Below are 19,248 nucleotides of genomic sequence, written 5' to 3' on the forward strand. Positions count from 1 at the left end.
GCCTTCTGCTTAGCGAGCCGCGCTGAAGAGTCCCGACCGGTGAGAACGCCTGGTCGGAGTCAGCGCGGCGTCCCCTCCTGTGCGAGGGGATTTTTCGTTTCCCGGCAGATGACGATCGATGGAGCTTTGAGGATCATGAGCGAGACGAATTCCGCTGCCGAGACGGCCGCGCCGCACCGCTACACGGCGGCGATGGCCGCCGACATCGAGGCACGCTGGCAGGACTTCTGGGACGCCGAGGGGACGTACGAGGCGCCGAACCCCACCGGTGACCTGGCGGGCGACCCGGAGCTGGCCGCCAAGCCGAAGAAGTTCATCATGGACATGTTCCCGTACCCCTCGGGCGCGGGTCTGCACGTCGGACACCCGCTGGGCTACATCGCCACCGACGTCTACGCCCGCCACCAGCGGATGACCGGCCACAACGTGCTGCACACCCTGGGCTTCGACGCGTTCGGCCTGCCCGCCGAGCAGTACGCGGTGCAGACGGGCACCCACCCCCGGGTCTCCACCGAGGCCAACATGGAGAACATGAAGGTCCAGCTGCGCCGGCTGGGACTGGGCCACGACAACCGCCGCTCCTTCGCGACGATCGACGCCGAGTACTACAAGTGGACGCAGTGGATCTTCCTGCAGATCTTCAACTCCTGGTACGACACCGAGGCCGACCGGGCCCGCCCGATCGCCGAGCTGGTCGAGCAGTTCGAGAGCGGCACCCGCGCGACCCCCGACGGCCGTGAGTGGAGCGCGCTGAGCGCCACCGAGCGCGCCGACCTGCTGAGCCAGTACCGACTGGCGTACGCCTCCGACGCCCCGGTGAACTGGTCGCCCGGCCTGGGCACCGTGCTGGCCAACGAGGAGGTCACCGCCGACGGCCGTTCCGAGCGCGGCAACTTCCCCGTCTTCAAGGCCAAGCTGCGCCAGTGGAACATGCGCATCACCGCCTACGCCGACCGGCTGCTGAACGACCTGGACGGGCTGGACTGGCCCGAGGCCATCAAGCTGCAGCAGCGCAACTGGATCGGCCGCTCCGAGGGCGCCCGGGTCGAGTTCCCGGTGGACACCGCGGGCGGCATCACCGTCTTCACCACCCGCCAGGACACCCTGTTCGGCGCGACGTACATGGTGCTGGCGCCCGAGCACGACATGGTCGAGCGGATCATTCCGGCCGCCTGGCCCGAGGGCACCCACCCGGTGTGGACCGGCGGCCACACGAGCCCGGCCGAGGCCGTCACCGCGTACCGCAAGCAGGCCGCCGCCAAGTCCGACGTCGAGCGGCAGGCCGAGGCCAAGGACAAGACCGGTGTCTTCACCGGTGCGTACGCCACCAACCCCGTCAGCGGCGAGAAGGTCCCCGTCTTCATCGCCGACTACGTCCTGATGGGCTACGGCACCGGCGCGATCATGGCCGTACCGGCGCACGACGCGCGCGACTTCGCCTTCGCGCGCGCCTTCGAGCTGCCGATGCGCTGTGTCGTCCAGCCCTCCGACGACCGCGGCACCGACCCCGCCACGTGGGACGACGCCTTCGGCTCGTACGACGCGAAGCTGGTCAACTCCGCGAACGACGAGATCTCGCTGGACGGCCTGGGCGTCGTCGAGGCCAAGGCGAAGATCACCGAGTGGCTGCAGGAGCACGGCGTCGGCGAGGGCACCGTCAACTTCCGTCTGCGCGACTGGCTGTTCAGCCGGCAGCGGTACTGGGGCGAGCCCTTCCCGATCGTGTACGACGAGGACGGCATCGCCCACCCGCTGCCCGAGTCGATGCTGCCGCTGGAGCTGCCCGAGGTCGAGGACTACTCCCCGCGTACCTTCGACCCGGAGGACGCGTCCGCCCAGCCCGAGACCCCGCTGTCGCGCAACGCCGACTGGGTCAACGTCACGCTGGACCTGGGCGACGGCCCCAGGAAATACCGCCGCGAGACCAACACCATGCCCAACTGGGCCGGTTCCTGCTGGTACGAGCTGCGCTACCTGGACCCGAACAACGACCGGCAGCTGGTCGACCCGTCGATCGAGCAGTACTGGATGGGCCCGCGCGAGGGTCAGCCCACCGGCGGCGTCGACCTGTACGTCGGCGGCGCCGAGCACGCCGTGCTGCACCTGCTGTACGCGCGTTTCTGGTCCAAGGTGCTGCACGACCTGGGCCACATCTCCTCCGCGGAGCCGTTCCACAAGCTGTACAACCAGGGCATGATCCAGGCCTTCGTCTACCGCGACAGCCGGGGCATCGCCGTCCCCGCAGCCGAGGTGGAGGAGCGCGACGGCGCGTTCTACTACGCGGGCGAGAAGGTCAGCCGCGTCCTGGGCAAGATGGGCAAGTCCCTGAAGAACGCGGTCACGCCGGACGAGATCTGCGCGGAGTACGGCGCGGACACCCTGCGCCTGTACGAGATGGCGATGGGCCCCCTGGACGTGTCGCGCCCCTGGGACACGCGTGCCGTGGTCGGCCAGTACCGCCTGCTGCAGCGGCTGTGGCGCAACGTCGTCGACGAGGAGACCGGTGAGGTCACCGTCGTCGACACGGAGCCCGGCGAGGACACCCTGCGCGCCCTCCACAAGGCGATCGACGGAGTCGGCCAGGACATGGCGGGGATGCGGTTCAACACCGCCATCGCCAAGGTCACCGAGCTGAACAACCACCTGACGAAGGCCGGCGGCCCGCTGTCGCGCTCGGTCGCCGAGCGGCTGGTCCTGCTGATCGCCCCGCTGGCACCGCACATCGCGGAGGAGCTGTGGCGCCGGCTGGGCCACACCGACTCCGTCGTCCACCAGGACTTCCCGGTGGCCGACCCGGCGTACGTGGTCGACGAGACCGTCACCTGCGTCGTCCAGATCAAGGGCAAGGTCCGGGCCCGCCTGGAGATCTCGCCCTCCATCACGGACGAGGAGCTGGAGGCGCTGGCCCTGGCCGACGACGCGGTCGTCGCCGCGCTGGGCGAAGCCGGCATCCGCAAGGTGATCGTGCGGGCGCCGAAGCTGGTGAACATCGTCCCCGCGTGACCCCTCTCGTACGTGGTTAGGGCCATCCCCTACGGGCAGGTTGGGGGTTCCGAAGGAACCCTCGGCCTGCCCGTTCCGTTTACGGTGGAGGGGGCGACCGGTACCGGCGGCCGCATCGAGACACCGAGGGGCATTCATGGAAGCCGCGCTCACGATCCTGGCGTTGCTCCTGGTCGCGTTCGTCGCGCTGGGTGTCTACGCGACCGTGAAGGCCGTCGGCGCGGCCAAGCGGGGCGTGGACCGCACGATCACCCAGGCCCGTCGCACGGTGGAGGACACCACGCTCCGGGCCAAGAGCTTCGGGCAGGTGGGTGTCGCGGGCGAGCTCGCCGAGCTCCGGCTCTCCCTGCGCACCTCGATGCGGGCCACGCAGGACGCCCTGCACGCCGGTGTCGCCGAGGACGCCTCGCTGGCGGAGTCGGTGGACCTGTTCCGGCGGCTGAGCGCCCATGGTCTGGAGCTGGACGGCGAGCTGAAGAGGCTGGAGCGCGAGCCGGACCGGGCGACGGTCGCGGGCCTGCTGCCCAAGCTCCGGGAACGCACGCAGCGGATCACGCACTCCGCGGAGTCGCTGCGCTGGGCGGCGCGGGACCGGGCGCGGCAGTTCGCCGACGACGACCTGGACGCGCTGAACGCACAGATCGACATCGAGGCCGGTGCGCTGCGGCACTGGTCCGGGGACGAGCCGTCGTCGGCGCAGACGTCCGGCGCGGGCGCCTCCACCGCGGCACCGGGCCGCGGCCCCGGGACGGACTGGCCGGAGCCGGAGGCCCCTGCGGACCCCTCGGCAGGCAGCAGCACGGCCGACGATGCGTGGTCCGGGCCGGCCCGCGAGGAGAGCCCGCAGGCGATCACCGCACCGGACCCGCGGCTCCGCACGACCTACCCCTGGCAGAAGTCCACCCGGCCGGAAACGACGAACTGACGCACGCGGGTCGGTTCAGGCCCGAACGGATGTGTTCCGAAGCGGCCAGGAATGATCAGAGGGCCGGGGCCGGGCTGCCGCACTCCCACGACGCCAGGTAACCTCCGGCTCATGTCCCGCCATGTCGCTATCGTCACCGATTCCACGGCCTACCTGCCGCGCCCGACGATGGAACGGCACGGCATCACCGCGGTGCCGCTGACCGTCGTCCTGGGCGACCGGGCGCTGGAGGAGGGCACGGAGATCTCCGCCCGCTCGCTCGCCCTGGCTCTGCAGAAACGCCACTCCGTGACGACGTCCCGCCCCAGCCCCGAGGTCTTCGCCGCGGCCTACCGGGCGGCGGCCGAGGACGGGGCTGACGCGGTGGTGTCGCTGCATCTGTCGTCGGAGTTCTCGGGCACGTACGACGCCGCGCAGCTCGCGGCGAAGGACGCCCCCGTTCCCGTACGTGTGGTGGACACCGGCATGGTCGCCATGGCCCTGGGGTTCTGCGCCCTCGCGGCGGCGGAGGCCGCCGAGGCGGGCGGCGGCCTGGACGAGGCGGTGTCGGCGGCGCAGAAGCGGGCCGCAGGTACCTCGGCGTATTTCTATGTCGACACGCTCGACTATCTCCGCCGGGGCGGCCGCATCGGCACGGCCCAGGCCCTGCTGGGATCCGCGCTGGCGGTGAAGCCGATCCTGGAGCTCGACGGGGGGCGGATCGAGATGCTGGAGAAGGTGCGGACGGCGTCCAAGGCCATCGCCCGCCTGGAGGAGATCGTCGCCGAGCGGGCGGGTGCGGCTCCGGTGGACATCGCCGTCCACCACCTCGCCGCCCAGGAACGCGCGGATCGCCTGGCCGAGCGACTGCGCGAACGTGTCCCCGGCCTCGTCGATCTCCACGTCAGCGAGGTCGGCGCGGTGATCGGGGCGCACACGGGGCCGGGGCTGCTCGGTGCGGTGATCTCCTTGCGGTGATCGCGTGCGCTGATCCGCGTGCGCTGATCACGTCGGGGAGATTCACTCCGTGGAGTGGCCGAGTTGTCCACAACTGCCGGGCTGTCCACAGGAATCGGCGCTGCTCAGCGGGTTTCGGCGGATGTGCCTAACGTCGTGAGGCATGGCCCTTCGATCTTCTCGGGCGTCGGCTCCCGACGCTCCGTTCACCTCTGCGTCCTCGTCCGACCCTTCTTCAGACTCCTCCTCTTCTTTCGACTCCTCCGATTCCTCGTCCACGCCCGCTCGGGCGCGGTACGGATCCGGTACTCGCCCGAGCGGGCGGGCGGGTGTGCGTCCCGGGGCCCGTCCCGGCGGGCGGCGGTCAGCCCGGGGGCGGTCCGCCCTCGTGTCGGCGGCCGCGCGTCGCCGGGCGGATGCGCTGATGGCGGGCGACTCCGGGCTCGGGGCCGATGTCGCGCCCGCAGTGGTCCCCGCGCCGGCCGAGCCGCCTGCGCCCGCATCGACACCATCCGTGCCCGAGCCCCGGACCGAAACGGTGGGGGAGGCGCCCGGCGACCCGTCGAGGGCGCGTCGTCTCGTGTCGGCCGTCCGGGAGCGGTTGCCGTTGTGGGTGCGGCTCCGGTGCGGGATGGCGCCGCGTACACCGATGGTGCTCGGCCTGGTGCTGCTCGCCGCCGTGGCCGTCGCCACCGTGCACTTCTGGTCCGTACGTCCCCAGCCCGTGCGTGCGCCGGAACCGGTCGCGGACGAAGCGGCGGCGCCCGCGCTGCCACCGGATCCGTTACGGTCCGGCGCCCCCGGCCCGGTTCCCCGTCCGGCCGCCGGGCAGCCGCCGAGCGCGGGCGGCGGCAACGGGAGCGGTCAGATCGTCGTCGATGTGAGCGGCAAGGTGCACCGGCCGGGCGTCCGCAGGCTTCCGGCGGGTTCACGGGTGGAGGACGCGCTCGAAGCGGCGGGCGGTGTGCGCGCCGGCACGGATGTCACCGGCCTCAACCGGGCGCGGGTCCTGGTGGACGGTGAGCAGGTCGCCGTGGGCCTTCCGCCCGGTCTGCCGGTCGCCGGGGCGACCGGAGTGACCGGGGGCGGCGGGATCAGGTCCGGTCCGGCCGGTGCGCCGGGTGGGGCAGGGCCCGCGGTGCCGCTGAGCCTGAACTCGGCGACAGCGGAGCAGCTCGAAACCCTTCCGGGGGTCGGGCCCGTGCTGGCCCAGCACATGATCGACTACCGCACGGAGAACAACGGGTTCCGATCCGTCGACGAACTCCGGCAGGTCAACGGCATCGGCGACCGCCGCTTCGCCGACCTCCGGCCGCTCGTACGGCCATGAGCAGCCGAGAAGCCCGGATCGACCCCCGGCCCGACTCCCCGGATGTGGGCAGGGGCAGCACCGGAAACGCGGGCGCGACGGGGGAGGGTTCGCGGCGGGAAGGGCCCACGGATCTGCGGCTCGTTCCGCCGGCCCTGGCGGTCTGGGCGGCAGCGGCGGCGACGCTGGGCCTTTCGGGGTGGTGGGCGGCCGTCATGGCCGTCACCTGCTCGGCCCTGGCGCTCGTTCTGCTGGCGGCAGCCGCGCGCGCCACTCGGCGGGGGAGGGCCGACGGAGGGCCTCGGGCCGGGAGTGACGGCGGAGGGCCTCGGGCCGGGAGTGACGGCGGGCGGATTCACGGCGGAAGGGCTGCCGGGCGGTCGCGGGTGCTCGTCGCCGGGGGAGCCGTGCTGCTCTGCGCGGCGGCGGGCGCGGCCGTGGCCGGACTGCATGGGGCCGATGTGCGGCGCGGGCCCGTGCCCGGGCTGGCCCGGGAGTACGCACGGGTCGACGCCGAGGTACGGGTGACCTCGGATCCCCGGCCGACCCGCCCGGCGGTACGCGGCAACCACAGTGCCCCGGTCCTTCTCCTGATCAACGCCGAGGTCATGGAGGTGCGGACGCCGGACGGGCCGAGCACCCGGGTCCGTACCCCGGTCCTGCTCATGGTCGCGGCGGGCGACCGGCGGGCGGACTGGCAGAAGCTGCTGCCTTCCACCCGGCTGCGGCTCGACGGCCGGCTCTCGCCTCCCGCACACGACGGTGAACGCCTCGCCGCGACCCTGCGGGTGGACGGTACGGAGGAGCCACGGATCACCGGGCCCCCGACGGGGATCCAGCGCGCGGCGGGAGGCCTGCGGGCCGGGCTGCGGGAGGCGACGGACGGTCTGGACGCGGATGCGCGTGCGTTGTTGCCGGGGCTGGTGGTCGGCGACACCTCCAGGGTCCCGCCCGAACTCCACGACGCCTTCAAGGCGACCGACCTGACGCACTTGCTCAGCGTCTCCGGAGCAAACCTGTCCATTCTTCTCTTTCTCCTCATCGGGCCGCCGGGATCGGCGTCGAGCGCGGAACGGCGAGGCCTGGCACCCCTGTTGGGGCTCTCCCTGCGGGGGACCGCGGTGATCGGCGGTGTGCTGACCCTCGGGTTCATCGTGGTGTGCCGCCCGGAACCGAGCGTGCTCCGTGCGGCGGCCTGCGGGCTGATCACCCTCCTCGCGATCGGGACGGGCCGCCGGAGATCACTGATCCCCGCCCTGGCGGCCGCTGTCGTTCTCCTGGTGCTCCTCGACCCCTGGCTCGCCCGGAGCTACGGATTCCTGCTGTCGGTCCTGGCCACCGGAGCGCTGCTGACGCTCGCGCCGCGGTGGAGCGCCGCACTGCGGGCACGGCGGGTGCCGGGCAGGCTCGCCGAGGTTCTGGCCGCGGCGGCGGCCGCGCAGGCCGTGTGCGCGCCCGTGGTGGTGGTTCTCGCCTCGCGGGTCAGCCTGGTGGCGGTCCCGTGCAATCTGCTGGCGGAGTTCGCGGTGGCACCGGCGACGGTCCTCGGGTTCGCGGCCCTCGCCGTCGCCCCGGTCGCCCCGCCGGTGGCCGAGCTGCTGGCCGGGATCGCGAGCTGGCCGGTCGGGTGGATCGCCACGGTCGCCCGGACGGGGGCGGGCCTTCCCGGTGCCGAGGCCCAGTGGCCCGGAGGGTGGTCCGGCGCCGCGCTGCTGGCCGGCCTCACGGTCCTGGCCGTGCTTCTGGCCCCGAGGCTGGCCCGTCACCCCTGGATCTGCGCCGCTGCCGGACTGCTTCTGGTGCTGGCGGTGCTCCGGCCGGTTCCGCTGACCCGGATGGTGACCGGGTGGCCGCCGCCCGACTGGTCGTTCGCGCTCTGCGACGTGGGGCAGGGCGATGCGATGGTCCTCGCGGCGGGGGAGGGCACGGGGGTGGTCGTCGACGCCGGACCCGATCCCCGCGCGGTTGACCGGTGCCTGCGCGAGCTGGCGGTGACCCGGGTCCCGCTCCTGGTCCTCACCCATTTCCACGCCGACCATGTGCGCGGGCTGCCGGGAGTGCTCCGGGGCAGGTCAGTGGGCGCGATCCAGACGACGAGCCTCGAAGAGCCGCCCGGGCAGGCCGCGTTCGTACGGCGGACGGCGGCCGCGGCACGGGTCCCGACGGTGCGGGCCGTGGCCGGTGAGCGGCGCCGGTCGGGCCCGGTCGAGTGGCGGGTCCTCTGGCCCCGCCCCGGGCCCGGGGGAGCGGGGGAGGCGGCGGTGCGGGAGCCGAACGACTCCAGCGTCACCCTGCGGGTACGGGCGGCCGGGGGGCTGACGCTGCTGCTCCTCGGTGACCTCGAACCCCCGGCCCAGCGGGAGCTGCTGCGCGGGCGGGAGGCTCCGGGCCCGGTGGACGTCCTCAAGGTGGCCCACCACGGTTCGGCTTTCCAGGACGCCGGGCTGCTCCACAGCGTACGGCCGAGGCTGGCTTTGATCTCCTGCGGCGCGGACAACCCGTACGGTCATCCGTCGCCCCGCACGGTGGCCGCTCTCGGGGCGGCGGGGGCGCGGGTCCTGCGCACCGACACCGACGGCCCGATCGCGGTGGCGGGCGCGGGGAAGGAACTGCGGGCGGTGGGCCGGTCGTGACGTCGCGGGAGCCGGTCCCGCGCGCCCTGTCGTTCTCCCTGCCCGCCCTGCCCGCCCTGCCCGCCCTGCTCCTGCCCGCCCGGGCCCGTCGTGCCTTCCGCTCCGAGGCCGGAGTCCGTGGGTCAGACCAGCCAGGTGCCGGTGTGCATCAGGTCGCGGTCGGCGAGTTCGTTCTCCTCGCGCCAGGCGCGCAGGGTGCGGGGGGTGATGCGCAGAAACACCCAGCGGGGGCCGCGCGGGCTCCACCCCCGGAGTTTGGCGGCGAAGGCATCCCTCGTCGCGGTGGGGAGGTCCGCCGCCTCCACGACCCTCGCCTCGCCCTCGATCAGCACCACGTCGCGGGTGTGGCCGACGGTGACCCGGATCAGCCCGTGGGGAGTCACATTGACGGCCGTCGGGTTGGTCCGCCGGGTGGCCATCACCAGTGTGCCGGTCTCGTCCTCCCAGAGGAACGACAGCGGCACCAGGGTGGGAACACCGTCCGGGGACGCCGTCGCCACCCACGCGTCCTCGTCCTGCCGCAGGCGGTCCAGGACGTCCTGCTTGCGCTGTTCCCGGCTGCGCGGGGGCTCGTACTCGGTCATGATCGACACGCTAGGGGGTGGTCACGCCTTCGCGCCTCGGGCCAGGGGCCTCGGGCAGGAGTCCTAGGACTTATCGAAATCGGACCTTCGATACCACCTGCGTACAACTCATTCCGAGGCGCTCCGTTTGCCACGAACGTCGCATCGGTGATCGAATGCATGCTCGTCGGCGGGCCGCTGATCCGACAACGACGTCCAGCTGTCAGGGCCCCGAAGTGCGAAGCGCCCCTGGGGGTACGTAAAGATGTTCGGCCGTTGGCTGGGAAGCAGAGGCCAGGCAGGTGGGCGCGGGGGTGCCCTCGCCGGAGTCCAGGTACCCCGCACCGCGGGCGTGCTCAGTTGCCGGGTGCTGGACCCGGTCAGCGAACCGGTGCGGCAGGCCGAGTTCGTCGTGACCGACAGTGTCGGCCGCAAGGTGACCGCCGGGGAGACGGACCCCTTCGGGAGTCTTCTCGCCACGGTCCCGGCCGGGGACTACCGGCTGGCGGTCAAGGCCGAGGGTTTCACCCCGTTCCACGGGGCGGCGACCGTGACCGAGGGGGCGCACGCCACCCTGGGCGATGTGACCCTCCAGGTGGCGCAGCCCCCGCAGCTGCCCGACCCCGGCGACTGGGACATCGAGCCGAACCACTCGCAGATCGGCTTCACCGCCCGGCACATCGGGCTGGCCCGCATCCACGGCAGGTTCAACACCTTCGCCGGGGCGGTCCGGATCGCCGACCGCATGGAGGACTCCGCCATGCACGTGATCATCGACGCGGCGTCGATCGACACCAATGTGCAGATGCGCGACGACCATCTGCGCTCCGGCGACTTCCTCGACGTCGGCCGCTACCCGACGCTGGAGTTCTACAGCGAGCGCTTCGTTCACCGGGGCGGTAACCGCTGGGGCGTCACCGGTGCGCTGACCCTGCACGGCGTCAGCCGTACCGTGACGCTGGACGCCCAGTACCTCGGTCTCGGCAACGGCCTGGAGGGCGAGACGCGAGCCGCCTGCCGGGCCACCACCGAACTGCACCGCGAGGACTTCACCCTGACCTGGCAGACCATGCTGGCGCGCGGGATCGCGGTGGTGGGGCCCAGCATCAGCATCGACCTGGACATCCAGATCGTTCCCCGGGGCTGAGCAGGCCCCGGCGGGGTCGCCGGACCGGTTACGGCTTCTCCAGCCAGCCTTCGTACTCGGCGGCGAACTCGTCGAGCGCGGCCTGGTCCAGCCGTCCGGCCGCGTCCTCCACGACGACCAGCCACTGGGCGTCCTCGGCGTCGTCCTCACCGGCCAGCGCGTCCCGTACGAGCTGGGGCTCCTCGGCGACCCCGAAGCGGTCCGCCAGCTCTTCGGCCACCTCCTCGGCGGCGTCGCGGTCGGGCAGCACCAGCACATGTCTCACATCGCTCACCCGGACATTCTCCGGTACGGGGGGCGGGGTCCGGGCCCCGGGCTGCCCGGGCCGCCCGGACCGCCCGGGCCGTCCTTCGCTGTCAGTGGGGCGTGGGATGCTGGATCGCGATGGCCACCAGGAAGAACTCCACCGACGATCCGCTCGCCCCCGTCACCCTCGCCGTGGGCCAGGAGGACCTCCTCCTGGACCGTGCGGTGCAGCAGGTGGTGGCGGCCGCGCGTGCTGCCGACGCCGACACCGACGTACGCGATCTGACGCCCGACCAGTTGCAGCCGGGCACGCTCGCCGAGCTCACCAGCCCTTCGCTCTTCGCCGAGCGCAAGGTCGTGATCGTGCGCAACGCGCAGGACCTCTCGGCCGACACGGTCAAGGACGTCAAGGCGTATCTCGGCGCACCCGTCGAGGAGATCACGCTCGTCCTGCTGCACGCGGGCGGGGCCAAGGGCAAGGGGCTGCTGGACGCGGCGCGCAAGGCCGGGGCCCGGGAGGTCGCCTGCCCGAAGACGACCAAGCCCGCGGAGCGGCTCTCGTTCGTACGGTCGGAGTTCCGGACCCACGGGCGGTCCGCGACGCCGGAGGCCTGCCAGGCGCTGGTCGACTCCATCGGCAGCGATCTGCGGGAGCTGGCCAGTGCGGTGTCCCAGCTGATCGCGGACGTCGAGGGCACGATCGACGAGGCGGTCGTCGGGCGCTATTACACCGGGCGGGCCGAAGCCTCGTCGTTCACCGTCGCCGACCGGGCGGTCGAGGGGCGCGCGGCGGAGGCGCTGGAGGCGCTGCGGTGGTCGTTGTCGACCGGGGTCCCGCCCGTCCTGATCACCAGTGCGCTGGCGCAGGGGGTGCGGGCGATCGGGAAGCTGTCCTCGGCCCGGGGCGGGCGGCCGGCCGATCTCGCCCGGGAGCTGGGGATGCCGCCGTGGAAGATCGACCGGGTGCGGCAGCAGATGCGGGGATGGACGCCGGACGGGGTCGCGGTGGCCCTGCGGGCCGTGGCGGCGGCGGACGCGGGGGTGAAGGGCGGCGGGGATGACCCGGAGTACGCCCTGGAGAAGGCCGTCGTCGTTGTCGCCCGGGCCGCGAGGTCGGGACGGTAGCCGTTCCGTCCGGGTTCGCCGCGGGGCGCGGGGCCCTGTCGTGACCCGGTTCCGTCCTCAAGCGCCGGACGGGCTGGAGCGTGCTGCCGTGTCGCGCTGGGAGGGTGCTGGCTCTCGTGCGATCACCGGTTCCGTCCTCAAATGCCGGACGGGCTGAGGGTGCGCCGGGTGGGCTGGAACGGGTCGCAGGACGGGCTGAGGATGCGCCGGGTGGGCCGGGTGGGCCGGAGAGTGGCCCCCTGTACGCACGGAAGCCCCGGTGCGCTGATCCGGGGAGATCGGCGGCCGGGGCTTCCGGGTCACGCTTTGGTGCGCCGCACCCGCGTGGCGAACGCAGGTTCGGTGTGCGGCGCGGGGTGCCGGTCAGGGGCGGGAGAGAGGGCCCGCTGGTCCGTCCCGGCGCATCACATCAGTGAGCTTCGGGAAGAAGCTCAGGCCGACAGGGCGGCAACCTTGGACGCCAGCGCCGACTTCTTGTTGGCGGCGGCGTTCTTGTGGATGACACCCTTCGAGACAGCCTTGTCGAGCTGACGGGAGGCGTCGCGAGCGGCCGTGGTGGCCTTCTCGACGTCACCGGCAGCGGCGGCCTCGCGGGCCTTGCGGATCGCGGTCTTGAGCGACGACTTGACGGCCTTGTTGCGCAGGCGCGCCTTCTCGTTGGTCTTGTTCCGCTTGATCTGGGACTTGATGTTCGCCACGAAAGAGCCTTTTCAGGTTCGTTGGATCTTCTTTGTGAGCCCCGCCGCTCGTGAGAGCACACGAGGCACAGCTGTCCACGGTAGCAGTCACTCTCCGACCGGCCCAAACCGGTCGCTGCCCCGCAGGCGTGGGACGATGGAGTCTACGTATCGATCCGACCGACGATCCGACCGACCCGACATCGACCCGAGACACGGCGTTCGGCGTCTCAAGAATCAGGACCCTGCGTGCCCGCGACTCCTTCCAACGTGCCCGAGCCGAGCCGTACCGACCCGGCGCTGATCCGCAATTTCTGCATCATCGCGCACATCGACCACGGCAAGTCGACCCTTGCCGACCGGATGCTCCAGCTGACCGGTGTGGTCGACCAGCGGCAGATGCGTGCTCAGTACCTCGACCGGATGGACATCGAGCGCGAGCGCGGCATCACCATCAAGTCCCAGGCGGTCCGGCTGCCCTGGGCGCCCACCGAGGGCGAGGACAAGGGGCTGACCCATGTCCTCAACATGATCGACACCCCGGGCCACGTGGACTTCACCTACGAGGTCTCCCGTTCGCTCGCCGCCTGCGAGGGCACGATCCTGCTGGTCGACGCCGCGCAGGGCATCGAGGCCCAGACGCTGGCCAACCTCTACCTCGCGATGGAGAACGACCTCACCATCGTCCCGGTGCTCAACAAGATCGACCTCCCGGCCGCCCAGCCGGAGAAGTTCTCCGAGGAGCTGGCCAACCTCATCGGCTGCCAGCCCGAGGACGTGCTCAAGGTCTCCGCCAAGACCGGCGTCGGCGTGGACGCGCTGCTCGACCGGGTCGTGCGGGACGTGCCGGCCCCGGTCGGTGTCGCGGACGCCCCCGCCCGCGCGATGATCTTCGACTCGGTCTACGACTCGTACCGCGGTGTCGTCACCTACGTCCGTGTCGTCGACGGCCAGCTCAACAAGCGCGAGCGCATCCGGATGATGTCCACCGGCGCCACCCACGAGCTGCTGGAGATCGGGGTGTCCTCCCCGGAGATGACCCCGGCCGACGGCATCGGCGTGGGCGAGGTCGGCTACATCATCACGGGTGTGAAGGACGTCCGGCAGTCCAAGGTCGGTGACACGATCACCTCCCTGCAGAACGGGGCGACCGAGGCGCTGGGCGGGTACAAGGACCCCAAGCCCATGGTCTTCTCGGGGCTGTATCCGCTGGACGGCTCCGACTACCCGGACCTGCGCGAGGCGCTGGACAAGCTCCAGCTCAACGACGCGGCCCTGGTCTACGAGCCGGAGACCTCCGCCGCGCTCGGCTTCGGTTTCCGTGTCGGCTTCCTCGGCCTGCTCCACCTGGACGTGGTCCGCGAGCGGCTGGAGCGCGAGTTCGGGCTCGACCTGATCGCCACCGCCCCCAACGTGGTCTACCGCGTCGAGATGGAGGACGGCACCGAGCACGTCGTCACCAACCCGAGCGAGTTCCCCGAGGGCAAGATCGACAAGGTGCACGAGCCGGTCGTCCGCGCCACGGTGCTGGCCCCGAGCGAGTTCATCGGCGCGATCATGGAGCTGTGCCAGGGCCGGCGCGGCACCCTGCTCGGCATGGACTACCTCTCCGAGGACCGGGTCGAGATCCGCTACACCCTGCCGCTCGCGGAGATCGTCTTCGACTTCTTCGACCAGCTGAAGTCCAAGACCCGCGGGTACGCCTCCCTCGACTACGAGCCCACCGGCGAGCAGACGGCCAACCTCGTCAAGGTCGACATCCTGCTGCACGGCGACAAGGTGGACGCGTTCTCCGCGGTCACGCACAAGGACAAGGCGTACGCGTACGGCGTGCGGCTCGTCGCCAAGCTGCAGAAGCTCATCCCCCGGCAGAACTTCGAGGTGCCGATCCAGGCGGCCATCGGCGCCCGGGTCATCGCCCGTGAGACCGTCCGCGCCATCCGCAAGGACGTCCTCGCCAAGTGCTACGGCGGTGACATCTCCCGTAAGCGGAAGCTGCTGGAGAAGCAGAAGGAAGGCAAGAAGCGGATGAAGATGGTCGGCAATGTGGAGGTTCCGCAGGACGCCTTCATCTCCGTCCTGTCGACCGACGAGTCCGCGGGGGAGGGCAAGGGCAAGAAGTAGCCCCGCCCCGCTGCTCCCTGCCCCGCTCCGCCCGCCCTCCCGGTCCCGGGCCGGTGAACGGCGCCAAGGGCCCTCACGCCGCAGTACCGCGCGACGTGAGGGCCCTTTCGTTATGAAAGCGGCGGCCCGTTGCCTCTTACGTGGGGCGCGCGTGCGCTCTACTCTGATCACGCATCATTGGTTACTCGCCAGTTAAACAAGTCGAACAAGCAGGTTGCGCAGCAGGACAGCAGCAGTAGTCGCAGTATCAAAGAAGCCGGTCGTAGCAATGCCGCAGGCCCGGAGGACGTCGTGAGCGACACACAGACCTTGATCGATAATCGGCCGCCCTCCGTGGCGTCCCTCTTCATCGACCGCGTGGCGGCGACCCCGGACGGGGAGGCGTACCGCTATCCGGTGCCGTCGGCCTCGGGCGAGGGCCCCGACGACTGGAAGTCGCTGAGCTGGGGCCAGGCCTCGGAGCGGGTCTACGCGATCGCCGCCGGGCTGATCGCGCTCGGCGTGCAGCCGGAGGAGCGGGTCGCCCTCTCCTCGGCCACCCGGGTGGAGTGGATCCTCATCGACCTCGGGGTGATGTGCGCGGGCGCCGCGACCACGACGATCTACCCCTCCACGAACGCCGAGGAGTCCGCGTTCATCCTGGCCGACTCCGAGAGCCGGATCCTCATCGCGGAGGACGCCGAGCAGCTGGCCAAGGCCCGCGAGCGCCGCACCGAGCTGCCGGACCTCGCCCATGTCGTCGTCATCGACCCGGCCGGCGCCGAGCCCGCCGAGGGCGACCCCGAGGGGTGGATCATCACCCTCGCGGACCTGGAGGCCCGGGGCGACGAGCTGCTCGCCAAGACCCCGGACGCGGTCACCGAGCGGGTCGCCGCCATCACCGCCGACCAGCTGGCCACCCTCATCTACACCTCCGGCACGACCGGCCGGCCCAAGGGCGTACGGCTGCCGCACGACAACTGGTCGTACATGGCCAAGGCCACCGTCTCGACCGGCCTCATCAACGCCGACGACGTGCAGTACCTGTGGCTGCCGCTCGCCCACGTCTTCGGCAAGGTCCTGACCTCGGGCCAGATCGAGGTCGGTCACGTCACCGCGATCGACGGCCGCATCGACAAGATCATCGAGAATCTGCCGGTCGTCCAGCCGACCTACATGGCGGCCGTCCCCCGCATCTTCGAGAAGGTCTACAACGGGGTCGCGTCCAAGGCCCGTGCCGGTGGCGGCGCGAAGTACAAGATCTTCCAGTGGGCCGCCGGCGTGGGCCGCGAGTACGCCAAGGTCTCCCAGGACAACTTCCGGCGTACCGGCAAGGCGTCCGTCCCCTTCGCGCTCGGCGCCAAGCACAAGGTCGCCGACGCGCTCGTCTTCTCCAAGATCCGGGAGGCCTTCGGCGGCCGGCTGCGCGCCTGCGTCTCCGGTTCCGCCGCCCTCGCCCCGGACATCGGCTACTTCTTCGCGGGCGCCGGGGTGCACATCCTGGAGGGCTACGGCCTCACCGAGAGCAGCGCCGCCTCCTTCGTCAACCCGGGCGAGGCCTACCGCACCGGCACCGTCGGCAAGCCGCTCCCCGGCACCGAGGTGCGCATCGCGGACGACGGCGAGATCCTGCTGCGCGGCCCCGGCATCATGCAGGGCTACCACAAGCTGCCCGACAAGACCGACGAGGTCCTGGAGTCGGACGGCTGGTTCCACACCGGGGACATCGGCGAGCTGTCGGCCGACGGGTACCTGCGCATCACCGACCGCAAGAAGGACCTGATCAAGACGTCGGGCGGCAAGTACGTCGCCCCGGCGGAGGTCGAGGGCCAGTTCAAGGCGGTCTGCCCGTTCGTCTCCAACATCCTGGTGCACGGCGCGGACCGTAACTTCTGCACCGCGCTCATCGCCCTCGACGAGCCCACCATCCTCGGCTGGGCCGCCGAGAACGGCCTGGCGGGCAAGTCGTACGCGGAGGTCGTCGCCGCCCCGCAGACCGTCGAGCTGATCGACGGGTACGTCACGCGCCTCAACGAGGGCCTGCAGCGCTGGCAGACCATCAAGAAGTTCCGCCTTCTGCCGCGCGACCTGGACGTCGAGCACGGCGAGCTGACCCCCAGCCTCAAGCTGAAGCGGCCGGTCGTCGAGCGCGAGTACCAGGGGCTCATCGACGAGATGTACGCAGGCTCGCGCGAGGCCTGATGTACGGAGGCTCGCGCGGGGCTCAGCGGCTGCGCGCGTGAACCCGTCCGGGGGCTCGGCCCCGGGCGGGCACGGGCGGGGAGTACGGACCCTCACAGGCCCGGGCTCCCCGCCCGTTCGCTTTTCCCTGTGCCGGGGCCGCAAGCCGGGTCGCCGCCCCTGTGCCGGGGCCGCAAGCCGTGTCGCCGCCCCTGTGCCGGGGCCGCAAGCCGGGTCGCCGCCCCTGTGCCGGGGCCGCGAGCCGTGTCGCCGCCCCCGCCGGTTCAGTCGCGGCGAGGGCGGGCTTGCAGGACCCCGGCGAGCAGCACCACCAGCACTCCGGCGGCGGGGATCACCAGCAGGCCGGTGCGCAGGCCGGCCGCGTCGGCGACCTGGCCGACGATCGGCGGCGACAGCAGGAAGCCCAGGCGCATGAGCCAGGAGACGATCGTCAGGCCCGACCCCGGTTTGAGGCCGGGCAGCGCGTCGGCCTCGTGCATCGCCGCGGGCACCAGGGTCGCCACCCCGAAGCCGGCCAGGGCGAAGCCCAGAATGGTGCCGGGCAGCGTCGGCACCGCCAGGGCGAGACCCATGCCGACCGCCGTGATCAGCCCGCCGGCCCGGGCCACCGCCCGTTGGCCGAAGCGGTCGACGAGGCGGTCCCCGATGAGGCGCCCGATGAACTGGGCGCCCACCAGAGCGATGAAGCCCGAGGCTGCGAGTGCCGCGGAGGCGTGCAGGGCGTCGCTCAGATAGAGGGCGGCCCAGGAGTTCCCCGCGTCCTCCACGAGCGTCCCGGCGGTGGCGATCAGGACGAGCGCCGCCAGTACGACCCCGACGCGCGAGGTTCCGCGCGCCCCTTCTGCGGTGAGCCGCTCCCGGCCGGTCTCCTCCCGGCCGGTCTCCTCCGGTCCGGTCTCCTCCGGTCCGTTGTCCGGTCCTGGGAGGCAGAAGCGCAGGGCGGCCACGGCGGCGGCGACGAGGACGGCGGCCGAGACCGCGAGGTGGACGCCGAGCGACAGACCCAGCGACATCGCCCCCGCCGCCATCAGCCCACCGGTGACCGCGCCGATGGACCAGACGGCGTGGAAGGAGTTGAGGATGGACCGCCCGTAGAGCCGCTGCACCCGGAGCCCGTGCGCGTTCTGCGCGACGTCCGTGAGCGCGTCCATGGCTCCGGCCAGGAACAGGGCGGTCGCGAACAGGGCGACCGACGGGGCCAGACCGGCGGCCAGGATCCCCGCACCCGTCAGCAGGGTCCCGAGCACCGCGACCCGTGCCGAGCCCATGCGGCGGATGAGCAGCCCGGCCGCGAGGCCGGCCGTGATGGCCCCCGCCGGGAACGCGGCGACCGCGAGACCGTAGGCGCCGTTGCCGATCGCCAGATCCTCCTTGATCTGCGGATACCTCGGCAGCAGGTTGGCGAACAGGGCCCCGTTCGTGAAGAACAGGACGGCTACGGCGGCCCGCGCGTGGCGCGCGGCGGGGAGGGGCCGTGTCTCGGTGTCGACGGTCATGCGGACGACCCTAGCTCCAGAGCGTACGAACGTACACTCGCCGGGGCGATGAATTCCGACCGAGTGGTAGGTAAACCCTTCTCGAAGGATGGCCAGGGGGCCGGTATCCGCCGTATGACCGTCCGGTTAGGCTGGCCTTGCCTGGTGTGGTACCCGGCGGACTGAACAGGCAGAGGCGGGGCGCAGGTGAGAGACGGTGACCGGGCTCGTGCCCGGCGTGCGCCCGGGGTGAGGCGCCGTGGATGAGATCGCCCTCGCGGCCGGAGCCCTCTACGTCATCGTCCTGCTGCGCGCCGGAGGGACCTTCGCCGTCGGGTGGCTCGCCGGGGCCGGTGCCCGGCGCAGCAGGTTCGCCGAGCGGACCTCCTCGGCGAAGTTCCGGCGGGCCGAGCGGGCGATCCAGCGGTGGGGCGCGCCGGTGGTGGCCGTCTCCTTCCTGACGGTCGGGTTCCAGACCGCCGCCAACTTCCTCGCGGGCAGCATGCGCATGCCCCTGTCGCGCTACCTCCCGGCCCTGTTCGTGGGCGGAGCCGCCTGGGCGCTGATCTACGCGACCGCCGGCTTCGGCATCCTCAAGGGGCTGGGGCGGCTCTTCGCCGAGCAGACGGCCCTCGGGGTGGCCGGCGTGGTCGTTCTCCTGCTCGCGGTGGGTGGCGCGCTGGTGTACCGCAGGCGGCGCGCGGTCAGGATGGGCGAGACCCCGGACGCCGTGGTGATCGACGAGGCGGCCGTTCCGTCCTCCGGTGACGCCGCTTCCGACAAGTCGTAACCCGTCCCACGCGTTCGAATCCGCTCGATTTTCTGCTCACTTCCGTAACTCGGTGCTTATGGATGCGGCCGGTCTGTCACTCTGTCGGTGTCGTCCGACCGTAGGAGCCGCACC

At 71.9% G+C, this 19,248-nt stretch carries 14 protein-coding genes; 10 read left to right on the forward strand and 4 right to left on the reverse strand.

Going from position 1 to position 19,248, the window contains the following annotated elements:
* Positions 1-135: 135 nt before the first annotated feature.
* From leuS to IE140_RS06540, 5 genes are all read left to right on the forward strand, one after another.
* Positions 136-3,003 carry a leucine--tRNA ligase gene (leuS, locus tag IE140_RS06520; RefSeq protein ID WP_150197691.1) on the forward strand — a complete coding sequence of 956 codons (2,868 nt, stop codon included), beginning with the start codon at positions 136-138 and terminating at the stop codon, positions 3,001-3,003.
* 136 nt (positions 3,004-3,139) lie between these two features.
* Entirely contained in the window at positions 3,140-3,928 is a 789-nt protein-coding gene (locus IE140_RS06525; protein WP_150197692.1) for a hypothetical protein, read from the forward strand.
* 111 nt (positions 3,929-4,039) lie between these two features.
* A complete protein-coding gene (locus IE140_RS06530) occupies positions 4,040-4,885 on the forward strand; it encodes a DegV family protein (RefSeq protein ID WP_150197693.1) in 846 nt (281 codons plus the stop codon).
* A gap of 610 nt (positions 4,886-5,495) precedes the next feature.
* Complete coding sequence (locus IE140_RS36580; RefSeq protein ID WP_150197694.1) at positions 5,496-6,194, forward strand: ComEA family DNA-binding protein; 699 nt, start codon at positions 5,496-5,498, stop codon at positions 6,192-6,194.
* On the forward strand, positions 6,191-8,806 hold the full coding sequence (locus IE140_RS06540; RefSeq protein WP_229826716.1) for a ComEC/Rec2 family competence protein: 2,616 nt from the start codon (positions 6,191-6,193) through the stop codon (positions 8,804-8,806). The genes IE140_RS36580 and IE140_RS06540 overlap by 4 nt, the downstream gene beginning before the upstream one ends.
* 122 nt (positions 8,807-8,928) lie before the next feature.
* Here the strand turns inward: IE140_RS06540 and IE140_RS06545 are convergent, their stop codons facing one another.
* The gene (locus tag IE140_RS06545; protein ID WP_150198776.1) at positions 8,929-9,390 is read right to left on the reverse strand and encodes a pyridoxamine 5'-phosphate oxidase family protein; all 462 of its coding nucleotides are present in this window, start codon (positions 9,388-9,390) and stop codon (positions 8,929-8,931) included.
* A 244-nt stretch (positions 9,391-9,634) separates the two neighbouring features.
* Between IE140_RS06545 and IE140_RS06550 the strand changes: the two genes are divergently transcribed.
* Positions 9,635-10,516: a YceI family protein gene (locus tag IE140_RS06550; RefSeq protein ID WP_032762058.1), complete on the forward strand. Its 882-nt coding sequence runs from the start codon at positions 9,635-9,637 to the stop codon at positions 10,514-10,516.
* 28 nt (positions 10,517-10,544) lie between these two features.
* On the opposite strand, the gene IE140_RS06555 is transcribed toward IE140_RS06550, so the two are convergent.
* Positions 10,545-10,790, reverse strand: a complete 246-nt coding sequence (locus tag IE140_RS06555) for a hypothetical protein (RefSeq protein WP_189460186.1) — start codon at positions 10,788-10,790, stop codon at positions 10,545-10,547.
* Positions 10,791-10,900: 110 nt separating this feature from the next.
* Here IE140_RS06555 and holA point away from each other — a divergent pair, with 110 nt between their 5' ends.
* Positions 10,901-11,887, forward strand: a complete 987-nt coding sequence (gene holA, locus IE140_RS06560; protein ID WP_032762057.1) for a DNA polymerase III subunit delta — start codon at positions 10,901-10,903, stop codon at positions 11,885-11,887.
* Positions 11,888-12,318: 431 nt separating this feature from the next.
* Here holA and rpsT read toward each other — a convergent pair whose 3' ends face one another.
* Positions 12,319-12,585 carry a 30S ribosomal protein S20 gene (gene rpsT / locus IE140_RS06565; protein WP_006124350.1) on the reverse strand — a complete coding sequence of 89 codons (267 nt, stop codon included), beginning with the start codon at positions 12,583-12,585 and terminating at the stop codon, positions 12,319-12,321.
* A gap of 228 nt (positions 12,586-12,813) precedes the next feature.
* On the opposite strand from rpsT, the gene lepA reads away from it, so the two are divergent.
* On the forward strand, positions 12,814-14,688 hold the full coding sequence (lepA, locus tag IE140_RS06570; RefSeq protein ID WP_078654600.1) for a translation elongation factor 4: 1,875 nt from the start codon (positions 12,814-12,816) through the stop codon (positions 14,686-14,688).
* Between the two features lie 291 nt (positions 14,689-14,979).
* Positions 14,980-16,869, forward strand: a complete 1,890-nt coding sequence (locus tag IE140_RS06575) for an AMP-dependent synthetase/ligase (RefSeq protein ID WP_100560584.1) — start codon at positions 14,980-14,982, stop codon at positions 16,867-16,869.
* Between the two features lie 263 nt (positions 16,870-17,132).
* Here IE140_RS06575 and IE140_RS06580 read toward each other — a convergent pair whose 3' ends face one another.
* Entirely contained in the window at positions 17,133-18,365 is a 1,233-nt protein-coding gene (locus IE140_RS06580; RefSeq protein WP_150196756.1) for an MFS transporter, read from the reverse strand.
* Between the two features lie 238 nt (positions 18,366-18,603).
* Here IE140_RS06580 and IE140_RS06585 point away from each other — a divergent pair, with 238 nt between their 5' ends.
* Positions 18,604-19,134 carry a DedA family protein gene (locus IE140_RS06585; protein ID WP_109178481.1) on the forward strand — a complete coding sequence of 177 codons (531 nt, stop codon included), beginning with the start codon at positions 18,604-18,606 and terminating at the stop codon, positions 19,132-19,134.
* Positions 19,135-19,248: the final 114 nt, after the last annotated feature.

The organism is Streptomyces parvus (assembly GCF_014648875.1).
In the GTDB taxonomy this organism is placed as follows: domain Bacteria; phylum Actinomycetota; class Actinomycetes; order Streptomycetales; family Streptomycetaceae; genus Streptomyces; species Streptomyces parvus.

Excerpts from the sequence above, each read along its gene's own strand:
- IE140_RS06580 (WP_150196756.1), bottom strand. The coding sequence starts at position 18,365 with ATGACCGTCGACACCGAGACACGGCCCCTCCCCGCCGCGCGCCACGCG.
- IE140_RS06550 (WP_032762058.1), top strand. The coding sequence starts at position 9,635 with ATGTTCGGCCGTTGGCTGGGAAGCAGAGGCCAGGCAGGTGGGCGCGGG.
- leuS (WP_150197691.1), top strand. The coding sequence starts at position 136 with ATGAGCGAGACGAATTCCGCTGCCGAGACGGCCGCGCCGCACCGCTAC.
- IE140_RS06540 (WP_229826716.1), top strand. The coding sequence starts at position 6,191 with ATGAGCAGCCGAGAAGCCCGGATCGACCCCCGGCCCGACTCCCCGGAT.
- IE140_RS36580 (WP_150197694.1), top strand. The coding sequence starts at position 5,496 with ATGGCGCCGCGTACACCGATGGTGCTCGGCCTGGTGCTGCTCGCCGCC.
- IE140_RS06545 (WP_150198776.1), bottom strand. The coding sequence starts at position 9,390 with ATGACCGAGTACGAGCCCCCGCGCAGCCGGGAACAGCGCAAGCAGGAC.
- IE140_RS06525 (WP_150197692.1), top strand. The coding sequence starts at position 3,140 with ATGGAAGCCGCGCTCACGATCCTGGCGTTGCTCCTGGTCGCGTTCGTC.
- holA (WP_032762057.1), top strand. The coding sequence starts at position 10,901 with ATGGCCACCAGGAAGAACTCCACCGACGATCCGCTCGCCCCCGTCACC.
- IE140_RS06530 (WP_150197693.1), top strand. The coding sequence starts at position 4,040 with ATGTCCCGCCATGTCGCTATCGTCACCGATTCCACGGCCTACCTGCCG.